The organism is Streptomyces sp. DS1-CR2 (genome assembly GCF_055760475.1).
The window spans coordinates 131,157-153,929 of record NZ_CM147085.1 but is presented as its reverse complement, the minus strand read 5'-3'; the positions used below and the strand labels follow the sequence as shown (position 1 = coordinate 153,929).

22 protein-coding genes and 2 pseudogenes are annotated in these 22,773 nt (G+C 67.9%); 13 read left to right on the top strand and 11 right to left on the bottom strand.

Annotation, left to right across the window (positions count from 1 at the left end):
• The first annotated feature begins 116 nt into the window (after positions 1 to 116).
• Entirely contained in the window at positions 117 to 788 is a 672-nt protein-coding gene (locus ACY0PA_RS00785) for a recombinase family protein (protein WP_143606564.1), read from the top strand.
• Between the two features lie 593 nt (positions 789 to 1,381).
• Here ACY0PA_RS00785 and ACY0PA_RS00780 read toward each other — a convergent pair.
• Positions 1,382 to 1,885, bottom strand: coding sequence for a hypothetical protein (locus tag ACY0PA_RS00780; RefSeq protein ID WP_473082848.1), 504 nt, complete (start codon positions 1,883 to 1,885; stop codon positions 1,382 to 1,384).
• Between the two features lie 191 nt (positions 1,886 to 2,076).
• On the opposite strand from ACY0PA_RS00780, the pseudogene ACY0PA_RS00775 reads away from it, so the two are divergent.
• The 4 genes and pseudogenes from ACY0PA_RS00775 to ACY0PA_RS00760 all read left to right on the top strand — a co-directional run.
• Positions 2,077 to 2,266 (top strand): annotated as a pseudogene (locus tag ACY0PA_RS00775) (NF041680 family putative transposase); the annotation flags it as partial.
• A gap of 149 nt (positions 2,267 to 2,415) precedes the next feature.
• Positions 2,416 to 2,718 carry a hypothetical protein gene (locus ACY0PA_RS00770; protein ID WP_473082847.1) on the top strand — a complete coding sequence of 101 codons (303 nt, stop codon included), beginning with the start codon at positions 2,416 to 2,418 and terminating at the stop codon, positions 2,716 to 2,718.
• Positions 2,719 to 3,511: 793 nt separating this feature from the next.
• Entirely contained in the window at positions 3,512 to 4,888 is a 1,377-nt protein-coding gene (locus ACY0PA_RS00765) for an IS1380 family transposase (protein ID WP_473079639.1), read from the top strand.
• Positions 4,889 to 5,122: 234 nt separating this feature from the next.
• Positions 5,123 to 5,416, top strand: coding sequence for a hypothetical protein (locus tag ACY0PA_RS00760; RefSeq protein WP_473082846.1), 294 nt, complete (start codon positions 5,123 to 5,125; stop codon positions 5,414 to 5,416).
• A 37-nt stretch (positions 5,417 to 5,453) separates the two neighbouring features.
• Here ACY0PA_RS00760 and ACY0PA_RS00755 read toward each other — a convergent pair whose 3' ends face one another.
• From ACY0PA_RS00755 to ACY0PA_RS00730, 6 genes are all read right to left on the bottom strand, one after another.
• Positions 5,454 to 5,789, bottom strand: a complete 336-nt coding sequence (locus ACY0PA_RS00755) for a hypothetical protein (RefSeq protein ID WP_473082845.1) — start codon at positions 5,787 to 5,789, stop codon at positions 5,454 to 5,456.
• A 321-nt stretch (positions 5,790 to 6,110) separates the two neighbouring features.
• Positions 6,111 to 8,504 carry a hypothetical protein gene (locus ACY0PA_RS00750; RefSeq protein WP_473082844.1) on the bottom strand — a complete coding sequence of 798 codons (2,394 nt, stop codon included), beginning with the start codon at positions 8,502 to 8,504 and terminating at the stop codon, positions 6,111 to 6,113.
• A gap of 20 nt (positions 8,505 to 8,524) precedes the next feature.
• On the bottom strand, positions 8,525 to 8,854 hold the full coding sequence (locus ACY0PA_RS00745) for a helix-turn-helix domain-containing protein (RefSeq protein WP_473082843.1): 330 nt from the start codon (positions 8,852 to 8,854) through the stop codon (positions 8,525 to 8,527).
• Complete coding sequence (locus ACY0PA_RS00740; RefSeq protein ID WP_473082842.1) at positions 8,851 to 10,014, bottom strand: tyrosine-type recombinase/integrase; 1,164 nt, start codon at positions 10,012 to 10,014, stop codon at positions 8,851 to 8,853. Before ACY0PA_RS00740 ends, ACY0PA_RS00745 begins: the two co-directional genes overlap by 4 nt.
• 54 nt (positions 10,015 to 10,068) lie before the next feature.
• Positions 10,069 to 10,503: an ATP-dependent DNA ligase gene (locus ACY0PA_RS00735; RefSeq protein ID WP_473082841.1), complete on the bottom strand. Its 435-nt coding sequence runs from the start codon at positions 10,501 to 10,503 to the stop codon at positions 10,069 to 10,071.
• A 178-nt stretch (positions 10,504 to 10,681) separates the two neighbouring features.
• The gene (locus ACY0PA_RS00730) at positions 10,682 to 10,954 is read right to left on the bottom strand and encodes a hypothetical protein (protein ID WP_473082840.1); all 273 of its coding nucleotides are present in this window, start codon (positions 10,952 to 10,954) and stop codon (positions 10,682 to 10,684) included.
• 325 nt (positions 10,955 to 11,279) lie between these two features.
• Here ACY0PA_RS00730 and ACY0PA_RS00725 point away from each other — a divergent pair, with 325 nt between their 5' ends.
• The 4 genes from ACY0PA_RS00725 to ACY0PA_RS00710 all read left to right on the top strand — a co-directional run bounded on the left by ACY0PA_RS00725 (position 11,280) and on the right by ACY0PA_RS00710 (position 14,227).
• Positions 11,280 to 12,167 (top strand): Nal1-like putative serine protease, encoded by an 888-nt coding sequence (locus tag ACY0PA_RS00725; RefSeq protein WP_473082839.1) that lies wholly within the window; start codon positions 11,280 to 11,282, stop codon positions 12,165 to 12,167.
• Between the two features lie 21 nt (positions 12,168 to 12,188).
• Positions 12,189 to 12,410, top strand: a complete 222-nt coding sequence (locus ACY0PA_RS00720; protein ID WP_473082838.1) for a hypothetical protein — start codon at positions 12,189 to 12,191, stop codon at positions 12,408 to 12,410.
• Between the two features lie 284 nt (positions 12,411 to 12,694).
• The gene (locus ACY0PA_RS00715) at positions 12,695 to 13,261 is read left to right on the top strand and encodes a Uma2 family endonuclease (RefSeq protein ID WP_473082837.1); all 567 of its coding nucleotides are present in this window, start codon (positions 12,695 to 12,697) and stop codon (positions 13,259 to 13,261) included.
• A gap of 162 nt (positions 13,262 to 13,423) precedes the next feature.
• On the top strand, positions 13,424 to 14,227 hold the full coding sequence (locus tag ACY0PA_RS00710) for a hypothetical protein (RefSeq protein WP_473082836.1): 804 nt from the start codon (positions 13,424 to 13,426) through the stop codon (positions 14,225 to 14,227).
• A gap of 100 nt (positions 14,228 to 14,327) precedes the next feature.
• On the opposite strand, the gene ACY0PA_RS00705 is transcribed toward ACY0PA_RS00710, so the two are convergent.
• The 3 genes from ACY0PA_RS00705 to ACY0PA_RS00695 form a co-directional block, all read right to left on the bottom strand.
• Positions 14,328 to 14,681 (bottom strand): hypothetical protein, encoded by a 354-nt coding sequence (locus ACY0PA_RS00705; RefSeq protein ID WP_473082835.1) that lies wholly within the window; start codon positions 14,679 to 14,681, stop codon positions 14,328 to 14,330.
• 14 nt (positions 14,682 to 14,695) lie between these two features.
• Complete coding sequence (locus ACY0PA_RS00700; RefSeq protein WP_473082834.1) at positions 14,696 to 15,766, bottom strand: recombinase family protein; 1,071 nt, start codon at positions 15,764 to 15,766, stop codon at positions 14,696 to 14,698.
• Between the two features lie 335 nt (positions 15,767 to 16,101).
• The gene (locus tag ACY0PA_RS00695; protein WP_473082833.1) at positions 16,102 to 16,704 is read right to left on the bottom strand and encodes a TetR/AcrR family transcriptional regulator; all 603 of its coding nucleotides are present in this window, start codon (positions 16,702 to 16,704) and stop codon (positions 16,102 to 16,104) included.
• A 125-nt stretch (positions 16,705 to 16,829) separates the two neighbouring features.
• Here ACY0PA_RS00695 and ACY0PA_RS00690 point away from each other — a divergent pair, with 125 nt between their 5' ends.
• The 4 genes from ACY0PA_RS00690 to ACY0PA_RS00675 all read left to right on the top strand — a co-directional run bounded on the left by ACY0PA_RS00690 (position 16,830) and on the right by ACY0PA_RS00675 (position 19,424).
• The gene (locus tag ACY0PA_RS00690) at positions 16,830 to 17,522 is read left to right on the top strand and encodes an SDR family oxidoreductase (protein WP_473082832.1); all 693 of its coding nucleotides are present in this window, start codon (positions 16,830 to 16,832) and stop codon (positions 17,520 to 17,522) included.
• A gap of 60 nt (positions 17,523 to 17,582) precedes the next feature.
• Positions 17,583 to 18,017 (top strand): hypothetical protein, encoded by a 435-nt coding sequence (locus ACY0PA_RS00685; RefSeq protein WP_473082831.1) that lies wholly within the window; start codon positions 17,583 to 17,585, stop codon positions 18,015 to 18,017.
• 2 nt (positions 18,018 to 18,019) lie between these two features.
• Entirely contained in the window at positions 18,020 to 19,024 is a 1,005-nt protein-coding gene (locus ACY0PA_RS00680; RefSeq protein ID WP_473086197.1) for an NADP-dependent oxidoreductase, read from the top strand.
• Positions 19,025 to 19,193: 169 nt separating this feature from the next.
• Positions 19,194 to 19,424 carry a hypothetical protein gene (locus ACY0PA_RS00675; protein WP_473082830.1) on the top strand — a complete coding sequence of 77 codons (231 nt, stop codon included), beginning with the start codon at positions 19,194 to 19,196 and terminating at the stop codon, positions 19,422 to 19,424.
• A gap of 58 nt (positions 19,425 to 19,482) precedes the next feature.
• Here ACY0PA_RS00675 and ACY0PA_RS00670 read toward each other — a convergent pair.
• Positions 19,483 to 22,599 (bottom strand): annotated as a pseudogene (locus ACY0PA_RS00670) (Tn3 family transposase); the annotation flags it as partial.
• Positions 22,600 to 22,773 lie beyond the last annotated feature (174 nt).

The window sequence follows — 22,773 nt, the reverse complement described above, 5'->3', positions numbered from 1 at the left end:
TTCCTGAAGATCACCGTGCGGGGGTCCGCACACCCCGCAGCCCCTTCAAAAAACCCTTCAAAAACCTGGGTCATTCAAGAACCCTCGACCACCGTTTTCTGACATGATCCGGGGTCATGAGTGACACTCCGGAGCCGTCCGGCCACCCCGAACTCCTCGTTGCCGAACCGCTTGTCTGCACCGAGATCAAGATCGGGTACGCGCGGGTGTCCAGCGGCGGACAGAAGCTCGACCGGCAGATCGACGCCCTCACCACCGCCGGATGCCGGAAGATCTTCTCGGACAAGAAGTCCGGCAAGAACGCCCTCCGCCCGGAATTGAAGGCGTGCCACGCCTTCCTCGACGCTGGTGACACCCTCGTCGTCCCCTCGCTCGACCGCTACGGCCGCAGCCTCCAGGACCTCATCAACATGGTCGCCGAACTCCGGACGCGCGGGATCGGCTTCACCTCGCTGCACGAGAACCTCGACACCACCACCCCCGGCGGCCGGCTCGTCTTCCACGTCTTCGCCGCTCTGGCGGAGTTCATCCGCGAACTCATCGTCCAGGGCACCCGCGAGGGCCTGGCCGCCGCCCGCGCCCGCGGCCGGGTCGGCGGGCGCCCCACCGTCGCTACCGAGGAAGTCATCCGCGCCGCCCGCGACCTGCTGCCCGACCCCGGCCGCTCCATCACCTCGATCGCCAAAATGCTGGGCATCTCCCCGGGCACCCTCTACAACCACATCCCCGACCTCCAAGACCTGCGCGCCTCCGCCGTCCCCCACCAGCTCGACGCTGCGGAACGGTGACCCCACGTGCCGATCCGTCCCTAGAACCGCGAGCGTTGTCCCGCCGACTGGCCGGACATCTCCAACGCCATCAACGAACGCGCCGGCTGGCGGTGCGAGTGTGAAGGCGAGTGCGGACGCGGCAGTCACCCCGGCCGGTGTCCCAACCGGCACGGACAGCCCGTGAACGGCACCGGTTCGCGGGTCATCCTGACGACGAGAGCGCGCACCTCGACCACACGCCGGAGAACTGTCACCTGGCCAACCTCAAAGCCATGCCAGGGCTGCCACCTGCACTACGACCGTAACCACCACGCCCGCACCCGGGCCCAGACCCGGCATACCGCGCTCGAAACCGGCGGGCAGCTGACGTTCGAGTTGTAGGCGAACGCAGCAAGATCAAGTGCTTAGCGTTACTGGCTGTTCCGCTGGTCCCCAAGGCCGGAGACGGCCGAAGCGCCGTCCGCGCGGGCGGAGGCGGACAAGGTCGCCGAGATCGCCGCCCTGCGCCGGCAGGTGCGCGAGCTGGAGCTTGAGCTCCTGCGCGGGCTTCGATGCTCCGCCACTCGCATCACCCGCCTTGTTGAGTGCGCCTCGCCCTCCGCCTGGCCTGCTCAAACTGAGCTTGTTCTATGGTCGCCGGTGGCCAACCGTGACGCTTCGCCGTGCCAAGACCGCATGACTGCGCCGGTTGCTGCTCCTGGGTGGGCACGTTCGTACTGATCATGCCAAACAGTGATCGTGAAGATCAGTGCAATGGCTGCCAAGATCAGTTGGACCGCGCCTGCGAACGGATGTGCCGAGTACAGGAAGAGCACGGCGATCACTAGCACGCCAAGCGTGAACCCGCCGAACCAGAAGATCGGAGCCCAGTCCATCGCTGGCGCCGCAGTTTGCCCGTCCGCACTGCCCCTCCCACGGATGACCGACGTCAGACCCAGCAGATAAGCGACCGGGATTTCGATGAGCAGCACGATCAGGCTTATGCAGCCGCCTGCGAACCCGTCGCCTCGCAAGTTCGAGGGGTTCTCGGGGCCATCATCGTTCTCCGGCAGGCGCGGGACACGCGTACTGGGTTCGAAGGGCATGGTCACATGCTGGAACGTGACGTCGTGCACCGCTTCACGGTTCACCAGGCCGAGACCGACTCGTGGCCAAGCTGAGCACCCCGTAGGGCCCCTGCCTCCGAACTACAAAGTGAACGCATGCGCTCATCCGAGGATTCCGGAGACATGTACACGGCCGCCGTCTGATCCTGTGTTCCGACCAAAGAGGCACCTGACCAGCACGAAGGCCCTGGGGAGTGAGTCTGCTGCATCACGATGCCGGACGTGAGCCGTTCGCGGTGGCGTCACGCTTCCGGGACGACTTCTTCGACTGCCCGACCACGCGGGGACGCGTTGTCCGAGCTGACCGATGCGCTGTTGTGCGCGGACGGGCCAGCGACCACGCCAGTGGACCTCACGCTGACGGCCGAGCACCGGCGCCGTCATGGCGCCTGTACGACGGGCCTGTGGGCAGTTGTCAGCGTTGGTCATCGCTGAGCGTCCTCCCATGGCCCAGACGGCCCCGCGAACGCTCCCGATCGTGGTCCACACTGAGTAGGAGCGCTCATGTGCAACAGGGGCGGGCGGAGGACGCTGAACGCATGAGTGAGCCTTCTGCACTTCGACAAGTCGCGGTCGCCGTGGTTCTTCTCATCGTCGATCTGGCGGTGATCGCCTGGTTCCTCTGGAGCTATTCGTGGATCGGATGGGGGGATCGTTGGAACCCGCAAAGTGTGCCGGAGGCCCCGAGGGTTGCGTGGCGTGCGGTGTGGGTCTTGGTAGGGGCAGCGGCGGTGACAGGTGTTGGCCTTGTCGCCCTACGGTGGCGCATTTCGGGGGCCGTTCAGTTGTCCGTGTTGGGCATCGGCGCGGCGCTCTTCGTCTACTTGGCTGTTCGTAAGTAGAGCGATATCGAGGACGCGAGCGTCGGCGCTTTGGCAATCTTGAAAACCGTCGTGGTGCGAGTCACCGTGGGTTCAAGTCCCACACCCACCGCGCAGGTTGATGGCTCCTGACCAGGTAAATCGGTCAGGGGCCGTTGCGTTGCATGTTGTCCGTGGGTGCCCGTTGTTCCCCGGGATTCCCCGCTCCCCAGCCCGCTCCGCACGATCCTCAAGTCAGGCCGGACGCCGGCGATGTGGAACCACGCTTGGTGGGTGCATCCGGTCGGCGACACTCAGGCGGAGATCCTTCCGGCGGGTCAGCGCAAGGTCGACCGGGTCCGTAACGTGAAGCTGACGTTCGTGGAGGTGGGGGCTCCTGCATGATTTACCAGGTTCGGAGGGCGGTCACGGCTACGCAACCCTCTTCCGAGGGTTCTCTGGCTGTGGCAGAATCCGCCTCCTTTGCCTGCTCCTATTGGGGGGATCATGCGCCACCTCATCACTGTTTCCACGCTGGCGGCCGTCTGCTGTCTGAGCCTTACGGCCTGCACGGGCAGCGACGACCGGAGTACACCTCAGCCGAGCCCGCGCTCCACGCTCAAGTTGGGGCAGAGCGCGGATACCGCAGGTGTCGGTGGCCGGGGGGCTGCCCAGATCACCCCGGATACGGTCGTCTACGCCGACAGCACTAGCCTCGCGCTTTCACGAGGTGGAGTGTCCGAGGCTTGATCAAATAAGCGGAGAGTGCTCCTGACCTGCAACGATGGGACTTGTCTAGGGTCCTGTTGGCTGCAGGGAAAGAAGCACTCTCCAGGTGAAGAAGCGTATCGGGTCGTACCCGCGTGTCCGCATCGAGGGCGGCGGCCGGGCGGTGGTCTCGCAGGCTGGGGGCGTGCTGCTGGTCGAGACCGTCCGCAAGGCCGGCCTGGACACCGCGATATCAGCGGCGCTGACGCCGTGGCGGAAGACTCGGGCGGTGCACGACCCGGGCAAGATCCTGCTGGACGTGGCCCTGGCGGTCGCGCTGGGCGGCGACTGCCTCGCGGATGTCGCCATGCTGCGGGCCGAGCCGGCCGTGTTCGGGCCGGTGGCCTCCGACCCGACGGTCTCCCGCCTCATAGACACCCTTGCAGCCTCCGGGGAGAAGGCCCTGCGGGCCATCCGTGCCGCGCGGGCTGAAGTCCGCCGACATGTCTGGCGGTTGGCCGACCGGGAAGCGCCTGATGCGGGCGGGACGGTGACCGTCGACCTCGACGGGGTGCTGGTGATCGCGCACTCGGACAAGGAGGACGCCGCGCCCACGTGGAAGCGAACCTATGGCCACCACCCGCTGATGGGGTTCGTCGACCACGGACCGGGCGGCACCGGTGAGCCCGTGGCGGCCCTGCTCAGGCCGGGCAACGCGGGATCGAACACGGCCGCCGACCACATCACCGCCGCCCGACTGGCCTTGGCCCAGCTGCCGAAGAAGTACCGGCGCGGGCGCCGGACGTTGATCCGCACCGACTCCGCGGGCGGCACCCACGACTTCGTCGCCTGGCTCGCTCAGCGGGGACGGTGGCTGTCCTACTCGGTCGGCATGGTGATCACCGAGGCGATCCACCAGCATGTGCTGAAGGTTCCGGCATCGGCCTGGACGGCGGCCGTCGAGGCCGAGGGCGGGATCCGTGACGGCGCCTGGGTCGCTGAACTCACCAGCAACGTTCTGGACGGCTGGCCGGAGGGCATGCGGCTGATCGTCAGGAAGGAACGACCGCACCCCGGTGCTCAGTTGCGGCTCACGGATGCGGACGGCATGCGGCTGACCTGTTTCGCCACCAACACCTCGGGCCGGCCGATCGCCGAGCTCGAGCTCCGTCACCGGCTGCGGGCCCGGGCCGAGGACCGCATCCGCGCCGCCCGGGCCACCGGCCTGCGCAATCTCCCTCTGCACCGCACGGCCCAGAACCGGATCTGGCTGGAGATCGTGCAGATCGCACTGGACCTGCTGGCCTGGATGCCGATGCTCGCACTGACGGGCAAGGCCAGGTGCTGGGAGCCCCGCCGACTGCGGCTCCGCCTGTTCACCGCGGCCGGACAGCTCGTGACCACCGGCCGTCGGCGAATCCTCCGCCTGGCCCGGCACTGGCCCTGGACCAGCCACATCACCACAGCCCTCGAACGGCTCGCACTCCTGCCGAACCCCGGCTGACCAACGGATTCCCGTCCCTACGACAGCAGCTCAACACCCGGAGCAGTGGAACCCGGCGCCACCCCGAGACGACACTCGGGTCCTGGGTATGCACAGCCTCAGCCGACGGCACGAAAACGGTCCACCGACTCCGTCGGCGGACCGTCACGAAACTTCGAGGCTAGCTTCGGCACCCCGGAGCACGGCCTCTTCGCTGTCGTCAACTACCAGTCCAGGAATCGGACCAAGTCGCGTGTGACCACAACCGCCGAACAGGGCGGCTTGCGGTGGAAGGCCGCGGATGGACACACCGTCACGGCGAGGAACAGCAAGGCCGCGAAAAAGGTCGCTCCCATTGGATTCAGCGAAGGCGGGCCGGTCCTTACCCCCGAGATAGGTCACCAGGACGTGGCTGTCTTCGATATTGCCGCAGCCGAGAGGGGCGGCACCCTCATCTATGTCGACGGCGACGGCACCGTTTTCCGTTGGAAGATCCCTGCGCGCAACTCCGGTTCTTCGGTTCCCGCGTTGAAATTCGCCTTGAGCTAAGAGCTCTAACGCGATCATGGTTCGGCCTTCTTGAGTGTCATGGCGACCGACTCCACGGCAGCTGCTGGCTTGGCGCTGCCGAGGAAGTAGCGGGTCCTGCCCAGACTGCGCGCTTCGCGACGTGCCCGATGATGACGATGCCGACCGCGACGCCGAGGAGCCAGGCGGAGTGAAGACCGAGCGCGACGACGACCAGCAGGGCACCGACGCCCCACAGACGGGGGAACCGCACGGCTGCCTGCAGTCGGCGGCCGGGCATCCGTCCGTGGATCAGTGCGTGGACACTCATCGCGAAGAAGGCGATTGCTAGCGCGGCCATGCCAATGGCGCTCAGGAACCACGGTAGATCACTCGCGGTGAACCGGAAAACCATGCATCCCCCTTTGCGTGGCTGTCAGGATTTGCGGCGGTGTCACTCGGATGAGACAACTTCAAGTGTCTGGAGAACCGTCCCACTTCGGCTCCGCCGCTGTGTTTACTGGCAGGCTGGGGCTGTCTACAGCGGTGGCGAGTATCGGCTCCGGCAAGGTCCCCGGCATGACCGACATCTACCCGGTGCGACCGCGGGTCCCGGCGAGGTCCCCCGCCCGGCCCCGCCCGTGCGTGCTGAGGGCTGTCGGCGTCCTCCCGCGTGCTGCCCGTTGTCCGCTTCGATGATCGGCCAGGGAGCCGGTGGCCGTGGCGGCCGCCTCCCTCACCGGATCCGGGGGAGGGCTTTGTCGGGGTGGGCGGCGTGCACGTATTTGACGGCGATGTTGGGGGAGATCCCGAAGAGACGGACCAGGTGGACCGGGTCGGCGGTGTGGCGTGCCTCGTCCAGGACACGGTCGGCCCAGACCTGACGGGGCATGAGGCCGATCTGGTCGAACGCGGCGCGCAGGGCACAGTAGCTGACGGGGATACCGGCGGGGTGCCGGTAGGTCTGGGCGGTGACGACCAGGTGCGTGTTGGTGGCCCGCGGCCAGCACCGGCGGCGTTCGCGCAGCCAGTCAGTGATCAAGCTGGTGGTCAGGGTGTCGAGGTGGACGGTATGCGCCCGCTCGCCCCGGTGCACGGTCAAGATCCGGGCACGCAGGTCGACGTGGTCCAGGCGGAGCCGGGCGACTTCCATGACGTGGACGGCGTGGATGGCGACCAGGGCGACGATGACCCGGGCGGCGGGACTGTTGAGCCGGTCCAGTGCGCCGGCCAGGCGGTCGCTGGACAGTGGCACCGGGACCGTGACAGGGGTGGTCAGCGTGATCCCGGCGGTGGGGTTGTGGAAGGTGATGCGCTGCTGTTTAAGGGCGAGGAAGATGCTGCGCAGCGCGTGGTGCAGGCCGCGGGCCTGGTTGCCCTGCCGGGCGGCAAGCTGGGCGCGGATGTGGTCGCCGGTAACCTGCCGCAGGTCCATCCCGGCCGCCGCCCAAGCACTCACGGCGGGCCAGGCGGTGCGCAGGTAGCGGCGGATGCGGCGGTAGTCCGCGGCAGGGTGCCGGTAGCGGCCTTGGCCGCGCAGAACCAGCACCCAGGCGCGCATCTGCTCGGCCACCGGCTCGGGCAGCTCCGCGATCCTGGCGGCCAGCGCCTTCTCGTCGTGGCCCTGGCGCTGTTCGTCATCCAGCCGACGCACCACGCCGCTGATGCGGTCCGCGACGTCGTCGAGGAGCTGGGTGGGATTCTCGGACGTCGCGTCCGACTCCAGCAGGTTCTGCGATGTGAGGAAGGCAATCACCCTCTTCACGGTCGCGACGCCGACCGCGGCGACCTCAGCTACCGCCCGGACGTCACGTTCGGGGATCGCCGCAGCGCCGCCGCACCTGCTTAGGACGGCGCGCAGGACGAGGACGACCGCGCCGGGCCCGCTGCGCTTGTCGGTCAGCACATTGCGCGGGTAGTCGGCGGTGAAGGCGTCCAGGAGTTCCTCGGATTGCCAGTCCAGGGGCATCGGCGCGGTGGGACTTATGTGCAGGTCACGGCTCCAGGTGCGGGCCATCGCGAACAACGCAGCTTGACGCGGATCCACCGGCCCGCGGGCATCGCGGATCCGGTCAGCAGCCGCGGCCTGGCGCCTGCGGGCCTGCTCGCGGGCCACCGGCCCGGAGCGTTGGTGGACGACGAAGCCGAGCTCCCCGGCCCGGCGTTTGAGCTGGTGGGCCAGCGGGGCAGAGAACGTCAACTGCGTGAAGGGTTCCGTGGACGCCTCGGCGCCGCGTTCGCGCACGTAGGTGAGGCAGCCCCGGCACATCCCCTCTTCCCGGTGGACTGGCAGGGCCTCCCGGCCGCACCTGCCGCAGCGCCCGACCGGGTACCGCGTGGACTGCTCCTTCCAGCAGCTGCAGCCCCGGCACAGCGTCGACGCGGTGATTCCCCAGCTTCCGCAGTGCCCGCACGCTCGCACCGGACGGCGTGTCGGGGCGGGGCGTGTGCGCGGTCGCAGCATCCCGGCCTGCGCCAGTACCTCGCGGGCCGCGCCTGCCAGCGGCAGCGCGATCTGGTCCAGCACTTCTTCGGCGACCAGGTCCTCGCCGTCGGCGTCCCGGATCGCCAGCGCGCACCGCAGCATGCGCAGTAGCGTCCACCGCCAGGTCGTGCTCAGCCCTCCGGCCACCGCCATCGCCTCCACACGGATGGCGAGTTGTTCCTCCTCGGCCCAATGCCGTCCGGTGATCTGCTGGGCGTGGGCGCGCTCCAGGCGCCGCCGAGCATCGAACAACGGAAGCTGTCCGCATACCGCGGCCGGGCACACCCGACCGCCGTCCGCGTCGCCCGGCAGCGCGCCCAGAGCCGGGCGCAACGCTGGCTCGGCCGCCCCGCGCGCACGGCGCGGCAGTCGCCAAGCCGACTGCACCCCCAGGGCCCCTGCGTAAAGGCGCAATGGTGTCGCCGCCGGGAAGACCGCCTCAATCCCGGCAGCGGTCTCCTCGCGCACCGCGGCCAGACACGGCCGGCACAGCCCGTCGCCGTCGACGTGCCCGTCGCGCCGGCACCGCGCGCACACCCCCGCAGGGCGGCTCTTGACCCAGACCGCGCAGCTCCAGCACTTCCCGCCGTTGTAGACCTTCGACACTCCCCAGGTCAGGCACACCACGCACTGCAATACCGCCATCGCTGACCTGCCCGGGGGGGTCAGTTCGGCGGCCGCAGCCGACGCGGACCGTCCCGACGCGGCACCGGCCGCACTCCAGTGGTCCCGTCGCCGACCGCCTTGTGCTCCCGGTCGAACTCGCCGCCAGCGGACGCGACCGGCTCGGCCTCCAGCAGGTCCGCGACCGTGCACTTCAGGGCCGCGCAGATCTTGTCCAGGTCCTCCAGGCGCACTGTCACAGGGGTGCCGCCCCACAACGCCGAGACCTTGCTCAGCGACGGGGTGAAACCCACCTGCGTGAACGCGGCCTGCAGATCTGTCGGCCGCCAAATGTCCTGCCGGGCAGCCGCCCAGCGCAGATTCCACTTCACCGCAAACTCCCCTTGTCCGCCATCAGCCGCTGACCTGCCCGATCCGCCGAGGACCGCCAGCGCTCCGCCTGCTCCGGATCAGCCTGCGCGGTCGCCAAATACGTCACCGTCGTGGTCGTCCAGATATGGCCCAACATCCGCTGCACCTCCCACAACGTCATCCCCCGCTCGTAGTTGTGGGTCGCGCACGCGTGCCGCAACAAGTGCGGGAACAACTCCGTCACCGGCCCCGGCAAATACAGCCGGGAGGCCGCCTTCACCGACCGCCGGAACGTCGCCGGCACCACCGCTGGCGCCACCGTGAAGTCCAGCGCCGCCACCGCCTCCGGCAACCGCTCGGAAGGGAACAGGGGCGCCGCCGGATTCTCTGGATCGTCCCGGAACAACCCGCGGACCTCGACCATGTACCACCACAGCAGCTCCCGGCCCTGCTCGAACAGGAACGCCTCGCGCTGCCGCGGCCCCGAACCCCGGGCTCCCTTGCCCTGGACGATGAACCGGCCCCAGCGCCCCGACTCCCAATGCACGTCACCGATCGCCACGCCGCACAGCTCCGCCGCCCGCACCCCCGACAGATACGCGATCTTCGCCATCACATAATCCCGGTAGGCCACCGCCTCCTTCCTGGCCAGAGGCAGCGCCTCCCGCCACCGGGAGAAGAACTCCTTCATCGCGCGCTGCGACGGCGGCACCCGCAGCCCGAAGTCCCCACGGTGCCTCGGCCGGTTGAACGGATCGACCGGCGACTCCACCACCGCCCCGAAGTGCCTGCCGATCTCCCCGGCGTACCGCTGTTCCAGGAACGCGAAGTATCCGTCGACCTTGTTGATCTTCGCCCGGACCGTCGCCCGACTCCGCTTACCCGGCCCGGCGAAGTACCGGTCGAGCAGTGTCGGCGTGAGCTCCCACGGCACGATGTCGTAGTGCTCGCACACCTCGATCACGGGCTTGACCAACTGCTCGATGGTCGACGGCATCAGGCCGGCAGCGTCCCGCGCCCACTGGTACTCCGCGAGAGTGTCGAAGAAGTAGTCGCGCTCGCTCTGCGGACCAGCCCGTGTCCGCGGGTGCCGGTGGAGCGTGAAGACGTCCGCCAGCCCGACGGCCGGCTCACCTGGCGCGCAGTCTGCACGGTGCGGGCGGGTTTCGGATTCCCCCATGGACCGGCAGATTACGGGCCTTGCTGCAGGATTCTGCGAGTAATTGCGGAATTCTCACGCTGACGAGGGATGTCTCGAACACGGGTCTTTGACCTGCTGACTTCGCGTGATCCTTACTCCGGATGTGGTGAACGAACCCGTGCGCACTCCGGTTGGCAGCGAAGCGGGCCACCGCTCGGCCAGCTCCGCCGCCCGCGCCGCCGAGGATGACGCCCGCGAGCGCACCGCCCCGAAATCCACCCGGCCCCCGCGCCACACCACGCACTCACCGTCCAAGACGGTCCCCGGCCGCAGCGCCATCCCCGCGGCCGCCAGGTCAGGCCAGACCGCCGTCACATCCCGCCCGCTCCGCGACTGAACCCGCACGCCCGGCGCCTCGCGCCACAGAACCGCGCGGTCGCCGTCGAATTTCCACTCAAAGGCCCAGCCCTCACCGGTGGGCACATCGCTTGCCGTCTCCGCCTCAGCCACCCGCACCGGAAACTTCATACGGCCACCCAGTCCGAGGCCGGCACCGAAGCCCGCCAGAGCCAGCAGGTCAAGCCGACATCGTCAGCTCTCCGCAAGGTCACGTGCGTGCAGGCCTAGGCGTTCGCGGCCGCGCTGCCGATCGGCCTCGTCCTGCCGCATCACTTCATGGTCCCGGTACCGTTCGCGACCACCGGGTTCAGAGGGCTGCCGCCAACCCACTCACGCCACCGACCACGCCGCCGACCAGCATCAGGACTGTTCCCCAGACGACGAGGAAACGGCCAGTCGGGTACTCACGCAGAGCTTCAGCGAGTTTTGCCAGGCCTTCCAGAACACCCAATGCGCTGGGGGATTTGCGGTGCTCGTGCAACGACATGACGATTCCCGTCACCACACAAGCGACGCCTACACCAGTGATGATCAGTCCGGTGAGCGGGAAACCGCTGGAACCGCAGGAAGCAGCTAGCACGCTTCGAGTCCTTCCCCTCTTGACTTCAGCGGGGAGCCGCAAGCGATGCGATTCCCTCGGACGGCCTCACCGGCGCCGCTCTGAGAGTCCGCGCCACGTGGCCTCCCCGTTGGTGAGGTCCGCCGTCCGATGAGAACCTGACAAGAGACAGACACGTCAAGGTCGTCCCGCTTGGGAGGCGCGTCGTGGAGTTGGCGTCAGCAGTGGAGCTTCAAGAACATCTCCTTGAGTCGCTCACAGTAGGGAAGCTGCTGCCGCGCAAAGAGCAGATGGCTTCTGCCTATGCCGCAGAGGCCCCAGGCCACTCAGCCCGGATCTCGGTGGTGTGGGTATCGGTATCACTGTCGGTGAACGAGGTCAGTTTGCGCTCCTCGTGCTCCTCCAGGTGGACACTCAGGAAGCCCGAGAGGTAGCTGATTACATATACGAAGAGGCGCACAAAGAGGCGCGCATCGAAATTATCGGCCGCGTCGAAGCTCAGAGGCAGTGCGGAGCGCTTCCGACTCTTCCTCTGACGCCTGGTATGTCCATCGGTCATCCGGAGATCAGCGCTGGCACGCTGGGCGGGTTTGTTTATGTCGACGACCAACCCGGCGTCCATATCTTGTCAAATAACCACGTGTTGGCTAATTGTGACGATGCCGCTCAAAACGACATCATCCTGCAACCGGGCCCCAAGGACGGAGGCAGGCTCGACATAAGTCGTATCGGCATTCTTGCGTCAGACGTGTCGCTCGCATCGACTTACCTGGACAGCCCTCTCGGTATGAAAGTGTCCTTGGACATCGCTCTCTGTCTACTCGACGAGGGCAAGTCACATGACTGGGGGGAGATGGCTGGTCTTGCTGCCCCGGTTGATCTAACACCGAGGATGATTGCGACCCAGGATATTTATGTGGTCAAGCGCGGGCGGACCACGGGTCGCACGCGGGGGAAAGTTGTGGCCTTCAGGATGAGCACTGATGTCGGGTACGGGACGAAGGGCACTCGGACGTTTGTTAATCAGCTAGTCGTAGAAAGAAGTCGGAAGTGGGGTCCCTGGTTCAGCGACGGGGGAGACAGTGGGTCATTGGTCGTCCGCGAAGACACCAAGGAACCCATTGGGCTTGTCTTTGCGGGTGTGGAGAGAGACGACGAGCGCGGCGTCCCCGTAACGTTCGTGACACCTTTGGGGCCCGTGCTGAGGCGTCTGAATGCCACCCTCGTACCCTGATGAGGAAGGAGGCGAGGGTTCATGGTTGATTTTGAGACTGTTGAGGCAGTGAAAAATGCGCTCGACCTGCGCTTTTCCGATGATCCACGAGTCAACGGCGTCGGCATCGGAAGGGGGGACAGCGGTCCTGTGGTCCGCGTCCACCTAGTCAGCGGTGAGGATCGGCCGGATCTCGAGACGGAGATCGACGGAGTGCCCATCCAGCAGGTTCTGATCGGCCGCGTCGTAGCCCAGTCCCTGTAGAGCGCCAACTCTTCCGCGATTGGTTCCCGCTCGGTTCAACGCCTCAACCGCTTCCGCCGAGCTCCACCTCCGACACCACCATGCGCGTCCAGGCCCCGCCGGGAATCCGGCGGGGCCCCTTTGTGCCAACCTCCGTGTGGGACCCCTCGCCCAACGGGCGCCCGACATCAGCAGCGATATTCCGAGGGTCAACATCCCCCCGGCGCGTTCAGCACCGGGACAGCGGCCTAGGCCATACGTCACACTGGGCGTACGGCCCGCACGAGACGGAGAGGAGCGAGACCATGAGCGTCGCCGCCATCGACCACACCGGCCCCTGGACCGTCGCCGACGTCCTCGCGCTCCCGGAGGACCGGAGCCATCGGTACGAGCTTCTCGGGGAGTCCCTGATCGTGTCCCCCGCCCCCGGCGTACGTCATCAGCGGGTCAGTCACCGGCTGCACGTCGCCATCGAGGCCGCCGCCCGCGCAGCGGGCGCTCCCGTCGAGATCCTCGAAGCCGTCAACGTGCGAACCCCCGGCGGGATGTTCATCCCCGATCTCGTCGTCGTCGACCAGGCAGCCACCGCCGACGACCCCGCCGTCATCGACCCCGAGGCCGTACAACTCGTCGTCGAGATCGTCTCCCCGAGCAACGCCGACGTAGACCGGACCGTCAAGCCCATTCGGTACGCCGAGGCCGGAATCCCGCACTACTGGCGCGTGGAGATGCAGCCCACCCCGCGGATCATCATGGGCACCCTGCACCGCGGCCGCTACGCCGAGCAGGCCACCGCCATCGCCGGCACCATCACCGCGGTGAAGACCCCGTTCCCGTTCGAGATCGACCCCGCGGGCCTCGCAACCCAGTAATAAAGCTCGCCCGAACCCGTCCGAGCGCTACGGCACAGAGCGGCCGATGTTGACGAGCAGCTGTTCCGGCACGCCATCACGCACGCGCCCGCACCGTGCGCCGTCTGAAGGTCGTTCTCGTTATCCGCAGTATCAGCAAGGCTGGCGGGGCAATATGCCCGCATGGACCAGGGTGCAGCCGCCATTGCAGCGGCCCTAATTGCCATAGTTGGCGTATGTATAGGTCTTTTAGGTGCCCATTGGCAGGCGCGCGGAGCGCGCCGGCAGGCAGAGGCAACCATCGTGGCCGCACTCCGCCAGTCGGAAGCGGCCATCGAAGCGGTAGCGGCACAAGGGAGGCATCAACACGCTCAGTGGCGACGTACCGTCCAACGTACGGTGTGGTCCGAATTTCTTGGAAGAGTCGAGCTATTTGCCCGCTCTGTCGTGAAGTTGCGGACAGAGATTAACTTCCTTCATTACCATTCAGCCATGCCCATGCGGGACCAGATGGAAGAGAATTCTGATCTTGCGTCAGAGAAATTTCAGCAGCTCCTGTTGGAAAGCTCAGACGACCTGATCCAGGTCGGGCAAAGACTGATGTCCTCAATTATTGAGGTGGTCGCCGCGCTAAGCATCGAGATGCACTGCATAGACGGGCGAATGCTTGTCTACGGCCTGCGGACAGAAGAACAGCGCAACTCCGGGCAATGGGGGGTTGCGCACGAGGCCGCCCAAGTCTTGGACGAGGCAATTGCCCTTAACGGCGCACCGTTGCCCGACGAGATGCACTCCAGACTGTGGCGAGCACTGGAGGCAATCGATCTTCTTTCGCATCTCGGAAAGATGTCCATCCTCCACATGGCCACACAGCCACGCAGTGATTTTAAGGTTCAATTCCCAGAAGGTGATTGGCTAGCCCTCCACGAAGCCCAACGCGAATTCATTCGGTTGGCACGAGCCCATTTGGATGGAGAGACTCCCTAACTTCATCACCGCTCAGGGGCGGCATCGCTGAGCGGCTTACATCGGGCTTGGGGAACATCGGTACAGCGGTTGGCGCTGAGAACGATCTTGGTCGGGTTGGCTACATCTCGAACGTGAGCTGTCCGGAGGCTTCGAGCGCTGCAAGTCGGGCCTCGGCCCAGGTGCGGGCGTGGTGGTCCTGGTCGTAATGCAGGTGGCAGCCCTGGCACATCGCGCGAAGATTGTCGGGCTCACAGTGTTCCGGCGTGTGGTCGAGGTGAGCGGTCGTCAGGATGACGCGGGAGCCAGTGCCGTACGCGGGCTGTCTGTGCCGGTTGGGGCACCGGCCGGTGTGGCTGCCGCGTCCGCATTCCCCTTCACACTCACACTGCCACCCGGCACGGTTCTTGATCGCCTCGCTTATCTCTGGCCAGTTGGCCGGGTAGCGGTCGCGGTTCTCGGGGCGGATCGGCATACGGGGCCACCGTTCTACGGCTTCGAGTTCGGGTGAGGCTGGGTCTGGAGTCGCTGGCGGAGATCGGCCTCCTCAGGCGTGAGCGGATCGTCCGGGCGCCGGATGCGGACTCTGCGAGGGCGAGGGATGTCGTCGACGTCCTGGAGGTCGGCGAAGTCGGCGTGCGCTTGGGCGACGGCCTCGGGGTACGCCTCCTGCTTCTCGTGCTCGGCGAGCGCCCGGTAGACGCTGGCGACGCTGGGGGCCTGACCTTTGCGCTTGCCGGTGGGGATGATCAGGTCGGGCTGGATCTGCTCGACCGACTCGCCGTTCGCCCGGCGCCTGAGCACGGTGTGCAGCATGTCGTCGGTGATGACGGGCGGCCGGCCGCCGTGCTTGCCCTTGCGGGCCGCCGCGTCGAGTCCTTCGAGGGTCGACTCCCGGATGTTCTCGCGCTCGGTCTCCGCCATCGCCGCGAAGAACGCGAACAGCAGTCGGCCGGGCCCGCTCGGGTCGTACATCCCGGGCAGGGGCCCGGCGAGCATCTCCAGGACCAGGCCGTGGGCGGTGAGGTGGTCGGCGAGCGCGGTGAGTTCGGCGGCGTCGCGGCCGAGGCGCTTCATCTCGTACACGGTGAAGATGACCCGGCAGTGCGGGGCGTGGGCCTTGATCTGGCGGGCGAGCGCGAGCGCGGCCTCGAACTGGGGCCGCACCCGTACACGGGTGCTGATCTTCTCGGAGAACACCTTGTCGCGCTCGATGCCGTGCTTGGCGAGCGCGTCGAGCTGCGACTGGAGTTCCTGGGTGAGCGTCGAGCAACGGGCGTACCCGATACGGATGTCGGCACTCGGGGTGTCCGGCGCGAGGGCGAGCGGGACCGGGGTGCCGGGGCGCCACGGCTGACCGGGCCCACGGTCGGCGGGGGTGGGCACACGCAGGAGCTTGGCGAGCCGGGGCACCTTGGTGAAGCGGCCGGTGTGGTAAGTGCCGGCGACCGCGCCGGAGCGCGAGCGGCACGGCGAGCCGGGCTCGGCCCGGCACCGCGGGCAGGGATGGCGCTCGACATCGTCCGCGTCGCTCGCGGAAGCCTCTTGAGGGACCGTCATGGCACCGGAGACTGTCACAAACGATTCCCAGAAGTACCCCGAACCCACTTTTGAGTGAGAACGAGTTCTGCGAACCGAACCGCCGGTTCGTGATCACCGGGACGTCATTTTTGATCTTGCTCGGGCAAAGGGCCGTTTGTGAGAATCACTCGGCGTCGGGGTCGATGTCGCTCGGGTGGGCGCCCGTGAGTTCCCGCTCCAGCATCCGTATCCGTTCGACCTGTCGACGCGCGACGGAAACCATCACGGCGTCGAACTCGTGGTCGGACCCCGCGTCACCTCGCGGGTGCGGCCGGTGCGCACACGCCGCGCGGCGCCCGACGCCGGGCCCCCGGTCAGTCGGCTTCCGTCAGGGCCGCGTGCGCGGCGGCGAGGATCTCCTCGGAGAGCGGGGAGCCCTGGGTGGCCCGGGACAGGACCAGAGCACCGACCAGGGTGCACAGCCGGGCGAGGCCGCCCCCGACGCCCTCGCCGCCCCCGATGTCCTCGCCGTCCGTGACGGCCTCGGCGGGGGCGAGGAACGCGGCGAAGTCGGCCACGCCCTCCGCGTAGGTACGGCGCGCCTCGCGGCCTTCGGGTCCGCGCGCGATATCGACGGCGAGAGCCGCGACCGGACAGCCGTCCGCCGCGTTGTCACGGTGTTCGACGGAGAGGTAGGTGTCGAACAGGGCCCGCTGAGCGGCATCCCGCTGCCCGTCGTGCCGCTCGAGCCCGGCCGCATTGCGCCGTGCGATCTCATCGAAGACCTGGGCGGTGACCTCATCGACGAGCGCTTCCTTGGAGGCGAACTGCTTGTAGAAGGCGCCGTGGGTGAGGCCGGCCGCCTTCATGAGATCGGCGACGCTGACGTGAGTGCCCTGCTCCCGGAACAGCCGGGATGCGGTGTCCACCACCCGCCTGCGATTTTCCTCCGCCTGCGCCTGCGATACGCGGCCCATGGCCACCTCCTGCACGAACCAGTTTGGATGTCGATTGGCATCTATCCTAGTCACGTGTTTAGATTGTGGCTGCAATCTAATTGACGCGGGTGCTCCGACGGCGCCTGCGAAGGCCAGGAGCGAGCATGGAACTCAAGAACGCGGTCGCGGTCGTCACCGGCGCCAACCGGGGTTTGGGACGGCACCTCGCCGCCCAGCTCGTCGAGCACGGCGCCAAGGTCTACGCGGCGGCCCGCCGTCCCGAGACGGTCGACCTGCCGGGCGTCACGCCGCTGCGCCTCGACGTGACGGACCCGGAGTCGATCCACGAGGCCGCCCGCATCGCCTCGGATGCGACGCTGCTGATCAACAACGCGGGCCTCGCCACCGGCGCGACGCTCATCGGCGGCGACCTGGACGACGTGCACCGCGAGGTAATGACCAACTACGTCGGCCCGCTCATCGCGACCCGGGCCTTCGCCCCGGTCATCGAGGGCAATGGCGGCGGCGCCGTTCTCAACGTCCTGTCCGCCCTGTCCTGGTACCACCCGGCCGGCGCCGGCTCCTACGCGGCCTCCAAGGCCGCCGCCTGGGCGATGAGCGACGCGACCCGCGAGGAGCTGGCGCCCCGCGGCATCAAGGTCTCGTCGCTGCACGTCGCCTACATGGACACCGACATGGCCGCCGGCGTCCCCGCCGACCAGAAGGTCTCCCCCGCCGACGTCGCGGCACAGGCACTGCTCGGCATCGAGGCGGGCCAGCCCGAGATCCTCGCCGACGAGGTCACCCGGCAGGTCAAGCAGGGCCTGTCCGCGGCGCCCCAGCCGACCGCGGGCTGACGCTCACCCCCTCCACCACGGCACGACGGCCTTCCGGGCCCCCTTGCGCAAGGACTTCTCATGCGTTGCGCGGCCTTCGGCCGCAGGACCGGACTGCGCGTCTGCGAGTACGCGCTCGGCACCGCGAACCTCGGCACCGGCTGGGGCGCAGGCGCCGAGCCCGACGAGACCCGCCGGATCTTCGACCGGTTCGCCGAGGCCGGCGGCCCCTTCCAGGGCAGCGCCGACAGCTACCTCGCAGCCCTCGACGTCCAGCTCACCGACGAGCAGTACGCGCGCCTCGACAAGGTCAGCGCCATGCCGCCCGGTCGTGCCGGTGGCCTGAGCCCGCAAACACGGCCGCCGCAGGGCTCTCCGCGCAAGCACCGGCCACTGCCGTGCCGACGCGGAGCGCACGGACCAGAAGAGCACCACAAACTGTCTCTTAACGAGACAAACCACTCACGGACAGAACACCCCTCCCGCTTGGACGGGAGACCACACGAACGGAGATGACGATGAAGGCCTTCATGGTCGAGAAGTACGGTGACGCGTCCAACATGCGTGCCGCCGAGATACCCGACCCCCAGGTGGGCGCCGACGACGTCCTGGTCAAGATCCACGCGGCCAGCGTCAATCCGCTGGACTGGAAGATCCGCGACGGTTCCCTCAAGGCGATCATGCCGTACCGTCTCCCGCTCGTCCTGGGCAACGACCTCGCCGGGACCGTCGTCCGCGTCGGATCGTCCGTCACCCGCTTCGCGGTGGGCGACGAGGTCTGGGCGCGGCCCGACCAGGACCGCATCGGCACCTTCGCCGAACTCCTCGCCGTCCACCAGGACGACCTGGCGGCCAAGCCCGCCACGCTCACCATGACCGAGGCCGCCTCCCTCCCCCTGGTCGCGCTGACCGCCTGGCAGGCCCTGGTCGAGCGGGCCAACGTGCAGCCGGGCCAGAAGGTCCTCATCCACGCGGGCGCCGGGGGCCTCGGCTCGATCGCCATCCAGCTGGCGAAGGCGCTCGGCGCGCACGTGGCTTCCACTGCCAGCACCGCCAAGGTCGACCTCGTGAAGGAACTCGGCGCGGACGAGGTCATCGACTACCGCACGCAGGACTTCTCCGAGGTACTGAGCGGCTACGACTTCGTCCTGGACAGCCTCGGCGGCGACAACCTCGCCAAGTCCATGACCGTGCTCAAGCCCGGTGGCCTGGCCATCAGCGTCGCCGGCCCGCCCGACCCGGACGTCGCCCGCCAGCTGGGCCTCAACGCGGTGATGCGTATCGGCACGGCCGTCCTGAGCGCCAAGACGCGGCGCAGCGCCAAGAAGCTCGGCGTGCGGTACTCCTTCCTGCTCATCAAGGCCAGCGGCGACCAGCTGCGCGAGCTCGCCCCCCTCATCGACGCCGGGAAGATCCGCCCCCTCGTTGACCGGGTCTTCCCCTTCGACGAGACCCTTCAGGCCATGGAGTACGCCGAAAAGGGCCGCGCGAAGGCCGGCAAAGTCGTCGTCTCCATGACGTGAACCCAGGGCAACGGCCCTGCCGGACGCCGAGAACGCCGCCCGCCACAACGAGAAGACCCCGCCCCACGAGCAGCAAGTATTGCTCCCGCTCCTCGCGGAGCTTCCTGTGCCCGCCGACAGCCCGTGACCCTCGAATCTTGAAGTCCATCGCATCCCCTGAGCTGGGGTGTTGCGACGATCTCTAGAACTCAAGCTCCCTCCTCCCACACCAGACCCGATCACGAACGCACCGTCCAGCTCCCCCACGCCCACCCCGTCGTCGTACAAGAACGCGCGAACCCGCGCCGTGTCCGTGCACGGCGTGGACGTCGAGACCGTCGGCCAGGAGATCGTGGCCCCGTTCAGCCTCCACCTGGGGGGCCGCAGCGTCCGCCTCACCCTGCTCCCAGCCCAGTCGTAGCACTGCGAGAAGTCGACGAGTCCTGTGCCGGGGCGGCCCACTCGTCCCCGTCTTCGTCGTCGTCGAGCTCGGGAGCGTCCGGGTCGCGCAGCGGGCGCAGGCCCTGGGGCGGGGTGGAGGGGGTGAAGCTGTAGCGGCCCAGGACGTTGAGGCTCTTGAACTTCAGCGGGGACAGGCGGGCGACATCCTCATCGCTGATCGCGTGGCCCTCGGCGCGCAGCTGGGCGACCGCGGCGTCGATGTACTTCGTCGTCCACAGCACGACGGCGTTCAGCACCAGCCCCAGCGACCCGAGTTGGTCCTCCATGCCGTCCCGGTACGCCTGGTGGATGGTGCCCCGCTTGCCGTGGCAGATGTCCCGGGCGAGGGTGTGGCGGGACTCCTGGACGGACAGCTGCTTGCCCATCTGCCGCCGGTAGGTGTCATCGACCGGGTCGACGACCTGGAGCAGGTGCAGGGTCTTGGCGATCCGCCCGTACTCGGCGAACGCCTGCCCCAGCGGCGAGGGCCGTCCATGGTTGCCGAACATCCGCAGCAGGTCATAGGCCCGCACCTGGTTGGTGACCAGCGAGCCGGCCACCTTCAGCATCTCCTCCCACTCCGCGGTCACCTTCTTCAGGTTCACCTTGTTGGTGCGGGCCAGATCCGCCAGCGGCCCGTAACCGCCGGTCTCGATCCCGTCCATCTCCGCCCGCCAGAACCTTTGGTCGTCCAGGTCCTTGAACCTCGGGGAGAAGTTGTAGCCCAGGATCTTGAACAGACCGAACACCATGTCGCTGTACGAGGCGTTGTCGGTGGCGACCATCTCCGGCTTCACCCCGCCGTCGAGGTTCAGCAGGGCGTCCAGGATGTGCAGGGAGTCCCGCGGCGTGCCCGGGACGACCATCTGCCCGATGCCGAAGACCTGGTCGTTGACAGCGTTCAGCCAGGTGATGCCGCGCTTGAACCCGAAGTACTTCGGATTCGGGGCGGTGCTGATGGAGCGGACCGGGACAACGAAGCGCAGGCCGTCCACGGAGGCGAGCAGCCCGTTGCCCCAGTGCGCCACGATCGGCACCTTCGCCTGGGCCTCGATCAGCGCGGCGTTGGCCGCGGCAATGGTGTCCGCGCGCAGGTAGTACTGGTCGACGTGGACCAGCCTGGAGCGGGTCAGCGCCTCGTGGCCGGGGTTGGTCACCGGAGTCATGCCGATGTTGCACGCCTCGCTCACCAACAGCGCGACGACCGAGGTGGTGAGGTCCTTCATGCGGGTCTTGCCGTCGCCCAGGTGCACGAAGGCGTCCAGGAACCCGGTCCAGGAGTGCACCTCGAACAACAGGTCCGGCAGGTCGATCTTCGGGAGCATCTTCTCCACCCGGCGCCGCAGCCAGGCCAGCGACTTGGGTACCCCCAGCGCCCCGAGCTTGTCGACGTTCAGCTTCGCGCGGCCGCCGCCCTCGGGTATCTCGATGCTGACCTTCGCATCCGCGCCGGCCTCTTCGAGGCGCTCCGCCATCTGCTTCCACGCCGCGTCCAACACCCGCACCAGCTCCGCCAGATGCTCCTCGACGGGCGCCTCCAGGCTCAGGCCCGCCAGTACGTCCTCGCGCACCGCCAGCCACGGCTTGCCGTCCAGCAGCCGGGCCCGCGGGTTGGAGAAACGGTGCGAAGGGGACGCGAAGATGGCGCGGCTGACCAGCGCCCGGTACAGCTGCTCCAGCACGCACACCACATACGCGTCGCGGTCCACCGCGCCCTGCGGCAGGTCCTTGTTCGCGTACACCGCCTTGCGCCAGTACGGCGGCACCACCTTGTCGTCGACCTCCCGCTTCAGCAGCGGCTTCTTCGTCACCTGGCGCCGACTGAGCGCGGGCAGGCCCTTGACCGCGGCCAGGACCCGCTCCCCGGCCGGGGCCGCGCCGAGCATCTTGGTGTCGCCGAGCAGCGACAGGAACGGGCGCACCGTGTTGTACCGGTTGGCCAGCGCCTCGCGGATCGCGATCTCCGCCGAATCGTCGCCCTCCGGGACCAGGCTCGCCACCGTGGCGGCCGCGCTCCACAACTGGGCCCTCGGCGCAACCTCCTCCAGGGCCTTCCACATCGCGGCCGCATCCACCTTGGCGCCGCTCTCCTCGATGTGCTCCAGCTCCTCCATGAACACCTTCGAGATGCGGGCCGTGATGCGCGACGCCTTCTCCAGCTGCGGCAGCGTGGAGAGCCGGTCCTTGTTCGTGAGCCGCTTCGCCGTGCTGAGCAGCTTGGTCGACATCAACACCGTGAACAGCTCCAGCGCATCGTCGATCGCCTTGGCCTCCAGGTGCCGCATCACCGCGGTCAGCATCGCGGTGCGCTTCGGCTCCGGAGCCCGCTCCAGGCTCGTCGCCTTCGACCCCAGGCCGTACCGGGCCAGCGCAGCGAGCCGGTTCGGCGGGAGCTTGTCCAGCTTCACCCGCCCCAACCGGTACACCGCGATCTCATCCACCCGCTCCAGCGCCCGCTTCATCGCCGTCCCCGTGGTCTTCGTCGGCGGCCGGCGGAAGGTCTCCAGGTACGAGTACCGCCGACCCTCCGGCGTCTCCAGCAGCGCCACCAGATCGGCGGGCAGCGACCAGTCCGCCCGCCAGGCCGCCCTGGCGACCGTCGTGTGCAGGCGCTTGTCCGCGATCTCACGGACCTCGGACACCTGCCGCGCCAGCACCGACACCCCGGGCAGCAGCACCCGGTGCTTCCGCAGCCAGCCCACCGCATAGTCGAACAGAGCCTTCGGCCCCTCCGAATGCGCGGTCCACGCCCGCCCGTGCAGGAACGTCCGGAACTTCCGACCCCACTCCGGGTCGTCGTACTCGTGGTACTCGTACGCGTCCCGGATCTCCCACGCGTGCTCGTACGCCGTCTTCGGACGCTCGGTGTACCGCTTCACCACCGAGACGTCCTCGATGCCGAGCTGCTCGGCCAGGTGCTCCAGCACCGGCCACGGGACGCTCAGCGGATCGTCGGGGAGGAACCTGCCGATGTAGCGCACCGTGCACATCTGGAGAGCGAAGCCCAGTTGGTGGTACTGGGTGCGCCGCAGCGCGATCAGATCGCGGTCCACGTCGTCCAGGAAGAAGAAGCGCTCCAGCTCCGGGCGCGTCGGCTCCTCGACGAACTTCCCGTACGCCTCGGCCTGGTCATCCGTCAGAAATTCCACCGGCATGCGGCGGAGCCAACCACCCGCCGCTACAGACCGTGGTTCTTTGGCCGAAGGGCCCCGGGAAGCAGACCACTCGTGCTAGAAATTCCCCGCTCACTGACCATGATCGTTCTCAGCGCCAACCGCTGTACCGATGTTCCCCAAGCCCGGGCCTCTACATCGGCTTCTGACCCCGAG

Bases quoted from the DNA above. Each gene is read 5' to 3' on its own strand.
- ACY0PA_RS00770 (WP_473082847.1), top strand. From the start codon at position 2,416: ATGAGTGAGCCTTCTGCACTTCGACAAGTCGCGGTCGCCGTGGTTCTT.
- ACY0PA_RS00750 (WP_473082844.1), bottom strand. From the start codon at position 8,504: ATGGCGGTATTGCAGTGCGTGGTGTGCCTGACCTGGGGAGTGTCGAAG.
- ACY0PA_RS00680 (WP_473086197.1), top strand. From the start codon at position 18,020: ATGAAGGCCTTCATGGTCGAGAAGTACGGTGACGCGTCCAACATGCGT.
- ACY0PA_RS00700 (WP_473082834.1), bottom strand. From the start codon at position 15,766: ATGACGGTCCCTCAAGAGGCTTCCGCGAGCGACGCGGACGATGTCGAG.
- ACY0PA_RS00710 (WP_473082836.1), top strand. From the start codon at position 13,424: ATGGACCAGGGTGCAGCCGCCATTGCAGCGGCCCTAATTGCCATAGTT.
- ACY0PA_RS00740 (WP_473082842.1), bottom strand. From the start codon at position 10,014: ATGGGGGAATCCGAAACCCGCCCGCACCGTGCAGACTGCGCGCCAGGT.
- ACY0PA_RS00690 (WP_473082832.1), top strand. From the start codon at position 16,830: ATGGAACTCAAGAACGCGGTCGCGGTCGTCACCGGCGCCAACCGGGGT.
- ACY0PA_RS00695 (WP_473082833.1), bottom strand. From the start codon at position 16,704: ATGGGCCGCGTATCGCAGGCGCAGGCGGAGGAAAATCGCAGGCGGGTG.
- ACY0PA_RS00785 (WP_143606564.1), top strand. From the start codon at position 117: ATGAGTGACACTCCGGAGCCGTCCGGCCACCCCGAACTCCTCGTTGCC.
- ACY0PA_RS00720 (WP_473082838.1), top strand. From the start codon at position 12,189: ATGGTTGATTTTGAGACTGTTGAGGCAGTGAAAAATGCGCTCGACCTG.
- ACY0PA_RS00705 (WP_473082835.1), bottom strand. From the start codon at position 14,681: ATGCCGATCCGCCCCGAGAACCGCGACCGCTACCCGGCCAACTGGCCA.
- ACY0PA_RS00735 (WP_473082841.1), bottom strand. From the start codon at position 10,503: ATGAAGTTTCCGGTGCGGGTGGCTGAGGCGGAGACGGCAAGCGATGTG.
- ACY0PA_RS00715 (WP_473082837.1), top strand. From the start codon at position 12,695: ATGAGCGTCGCCGCCATCGACCACACCGGCCCCTGGACCGTCGCCGAC.
- ACY0PA_RS00755 (WP_473082845.1), bottom strand. From the start codon at position 5,789: ATGGTTTTCCGGTTCACCGCGAGTGATCTACCGTGGTTCCTGAGCGCC.
- ACY0PA_RS00685 (WP_473082831.1), top strand. From the start codon at position 17,583: ATGCGTTGCGCGGCCTTCGGCCGCAGGACCGGACTGCGCGTCTGCGAG.